Source organism: Photobacterium lucens (assembly GCF_009873615.1).
GTDB classification, from domain to species: Bacteria; Pseudomonadota; Gammaproteobacteria; order Enterobacterales; family Vibrionaceae; genus Photobacterium; species Photobacterium lucens.
Genome location: NZ_SSMG01000370.1, coordinates 1 through 3,267, shown reverse-complemented (window position 1 = coordinate 3,267; position 3,267 = coordinate 1). Strand labels below are relative to the sequence as shown.

Here is a 3,267-nt window from a genome sequence, read left to right as displayed (position 1 = left end):
CTTGAACGATCGTTCAAAATTATAATTGAACGAGTGTTCAAAAATGTTTATGCTGTTTCCACGCAACAAATAGACAGATAAAATTTAACAAATGGAGAAAGCGTAATGACAGGCTTTACTATTCATACAATTGAAACCGCACCACAATCAGTACAACCAATTTTACTTAATGCAAAGAAAACAATGGGCAGTATTCCGAACTTAATCGCGACATTGGCTGAATCTCCGCAGTTACTTAAAGCGTATACTGAGCTGCATCAGTTATTTACTGAAACATCGTTTGATAAAGAAGAACTCACGGTTGTTTGGCAAACCATTAACGTTGAGCATGAGTGTCATTACTGTGTCCCTGCTCATACATTGATTGCTCATTCAATGAAAGTCGATCCAGTACTGATTGAAGCGTTACGTAATAATGATGAGCTGCCAACACCTAAGCTACAGGCATTAAAAGACTTCACATTAAGCCTGACTCGCAAACGTGGCAATGTGTCAGAAGAAGAGCTTCAGGCGTTTTATCAAGCAGGGTATGAGCACAAGCAAGTGTTAGAGATCATTCTAGGTTTATCGCAAAAGGTGATCAGTAACTATGTTAATCGTGTAGCGAAAACACCTGTCGATCCTATGTTCCAGAAATTCAGCTGGACGAAGTAAGTATAAGAAAGGAAGACATTGCGGCTTTTGTTGAAGGCCGCAATGTCTTTTTATATGGGCATTGGTATTAATCTAAATCGCAGCGTTTTAAGATTAGATTAGGGTTCGGGCAGTTATCTTGGTAAAAATCCAAATGTTCAGGGTCAATTACACCAGGGTAATCATTGGTATAGTTACCCATATCTTTGATGATTTGAAAATGCAGATGGGGTGCCCAGCCACCATTTTCTTCCGTTTTACCTATTGCCGTAAATTGCTGACCTGCTGTGATTTGCTGTCCAACAGCAAGGGTTGATAAATACTCTGTCGCACAATGACCATAAAGAGTATAAAAAACATGACCTTCTAATTCATGTTTGAGGATCACGGTTGGACCATAGTCACCGTCTGCGGTGTGGTTAGCAATACCAAATATTTCACCATCAAGTGGGGCATAAACAGGTGTACCTTCAGGTAAACCTAAATCAATCGCCATATGAACCGTACGATCAGGGGAATCGGTAAAGTTAGCTTTATCTTGGTAGATCAAACGATGTTCAGCATAACGACCAATCACCACCATAGCATTCGCTGCAATAGCACGGTTTACGATTTCATCAGCAAAGCTATGCTCTGCAGTAACCATACTCCATAAATCACTACTTGGTGTTAAATCAACAATATACCCTGTACCAAATTGTAATTCTTTTGGAACGACAGGGTGAAAGTCATGGGCTTTAAGTAGATGTTCTAGTGATGTTTTGCTGTTTGTCATGCTGCTTCCAATTCTGATGGTGTTTTCTTCTCTATAGTCGTATTTTGAGTAGGCACCATTACCATTGCTGCTAGGTAGCCAATAACCGCAATACCTGTTGGCAATAATAGGTGCACATTCACCATCATAGCAGTCAAATATCCAGTTAATGTCCACGCCAAGCCAACCATTGCACTTGAAAGCGCCATTGCCCAACCTTGGTCGATATCACTTGCTCTGTCTGAAAGGGCTGTGATGTAAAGAGGAAAACACAGTGCCACCATAGTTGCAGTAAAGATCATCGCCAATACGTGAGTGGTTGGTGTTGGCGAGATAGCTAGCAGTAACATACCCATTGCCGAAAGCGCTGTTGTTACTCGAAGTGCAGAGGACAAAGAGAAACGTTTCAAGATCAGGCGAGGGAGTAATAGCAAAGAGAAAATCATTACGATACCAATGCCCATCATAAAGTATTGGTAGAATTCACTTTCTACCGCAATATTCCATTTCTGTGGGAAGATAAACGCAATGTTTTGGAAATAGAGGCTCCAGCTAAACTGGCAGATAAATACAATAAACAGACAGTTTAATAATCCTTTTTGGCTGCGCTTTAATGGTTTAGCAAATGAGAATGGGTTCTCTTCTTTTACTGTATTTTGAATCGGTAAACGAATAATAAACAGTAACGCTAAGCTAACGATAGCTATCAGTAAACAAGCATAGAACGGCGCTTGAGCACCATAGCTAGCAGACAATTTACTGCCAAGCGCAGGACCAAAAGACATGGCCGCTGTCATTACCACTGCAACTAAACTCATTAATGTTGCTTTGTTTTTCCCTTCGCTGTTATCAGCCAAGATCGCTTGCGCAATCGGCTGACTTGCCGAGCCTAAGCTGTTGATCATGTTACCGACAAATAAAATGATCACAGAGCTCACCACAATCGCATAAATCGGTAAGGCGAAACCGATAGCTGCAATCATCAAACAAATAGCAATCACGCTCTTACGGCTAAATTTATCGGCAAAGCGGGCAATAAAAGGGGTAAAGAACATCGAAATAAATGGAGCGGCAGACATAACCGTACCAAACAACATGCGGCGTTGTTCAATCGGCATGCTCTTGGCAAATTCCAACGAATGATCTGTTAAAAATAAGCTGACGTAGGCAGGGATAGTAATAAAAAATCCCGCAGAGCCAAGAAAGATAATGATGTATAGCGTAATGAGTGTAAATAAGGGCAGGTGTTGAGCCGTGCGTTGTTGGTTGCGCATCTTATTCTCCCAGTGAATGTGCGCGGTATTCTAATGCGGTTGTTATTACGATGAAAGGGGAATGTAAAGAATAAATACTTGTAGAATATTGTGGTAATAGATTATCTTTCTGTTAGCTAATTCCTTTTGTGAATTACTCAGTAAGTTGGTTTGTGTTTTTAGGATGATTGAATGCGACAAATGAATAAAAATAAAGGATTTACACTTATAGAGCTGGTTGTCGTTATCGTCATTCTTGGCATCATAGGTGTTGTTGCATCGTTAAAGACAATGGAGTTACCGTCTGATGCTCGTGTTGCTGTAATGAAATCCAGCAGAGCTGCGATACAAAATGCATTTGATCTGTTCCACGCTAAGCAAGAAATGGTAAATGCGAATATCACTACAGAAGATCATGATAGTGACTTACAACGTTTCTTAACAATTAATGGCGTAAAAATTTTGATCAATGACAATGATGGCTATCCATTGTTTCGCGTACTGCCACGTGAAAGGTTTCTGAAAGAGTTTAAAGCGTTAGTGAATATGGATGTTGAATTGTTTTCTTACGATGATAATTACAAAACAAACTCTAAATTTATTTTACTGCCAAATAACTACAGTGGT

Annotated in this window: 4 protein-coding genes; 2 read left to right on the top strand and 2 right to left on the bottom strand. The window is 40.0% G+C overall.

Annotated elements, in window-relative coordinates; all coding sequences use genetic code 11:
• The first annotated feature begins 105 nt into the window (after nt 1–105).
• A complete protein-coding gene (locus E5A76_RS15460) occupies nt 106–654 on the top strand; it encodes a carboxymuconolactone decarboxylase family protein (protein ID WP_161119459.1) in 549 nt (182 codons plus the stop codon).
• Between the two features lie 67 nt (nt 655–721).
• Here E5A76_RS15460 and E5A76_RS15455 read toward each other — a convergent pair whose 3' ends face one another.
• Nucleotides 722–1,408 carry a peptidoglycan DD-metalloendopeptidase family protein gene (locus tag E5A76_RS15455; protein ID WP_161119458.1) on the bottom strand — a complete coding sequence of 229 codons (687 nt, stop codon included), beginning with the start codon at nt 1,406–1,408 and terminating at the stop codon, nt 722–724.
• Nucleotides 1,405–2,661 (bottom strand): MFS transporter, encoded by a 1,257-nt coding sequence (locus E5A76_RS15450; protein WP_161119457.1) that lies wholly within the window; start codon nt 2,659–2,661, stop codon nt 1,405–1,407. Before E5A76_RS15450 ends, E5A76_RS15455 begins: the two co-directional genes overlap by 4 nt.
• 171 nt (nt 2,662–2,832) lie before the next feature.
• On the opposite strand from E5A76_RS15450, the gene E5A76_RS15445 reads away from it, so the two are divergent.
• The coding region (locus E5A76_RS15445; protein WP_161119456.1) for a prepilin-type N-terminal cleavage/methylation domain-containing protein at nt 2,833–3,267 on the top strand (435 nt) is incomplete at its 3' end.

Bases quoted from the DNA above. Each gene is read 5' to 3' on its own strand.
- E5A76_RS15460 (WP_161119459.1), top strand. From the start codon at position 106: ATGACAGGCTTTACTATTCATACAATTGAAACCGCACCACAATCAGTA.
- E5A76_RS15455 (WP_161119458.1), bottom strand. From the start codon at position 1,408: ATGACAAACAGCAAAACATCACTAGAACATCTACTTAAAGCCCATGAC.
- E5A76_RS15450 (WP_161119457.1), bottom strand. From the start codon at position 2,661: ATGCGCAACCAACAACGCACGGCTCAACACCTGCCCTTATTTACACTC.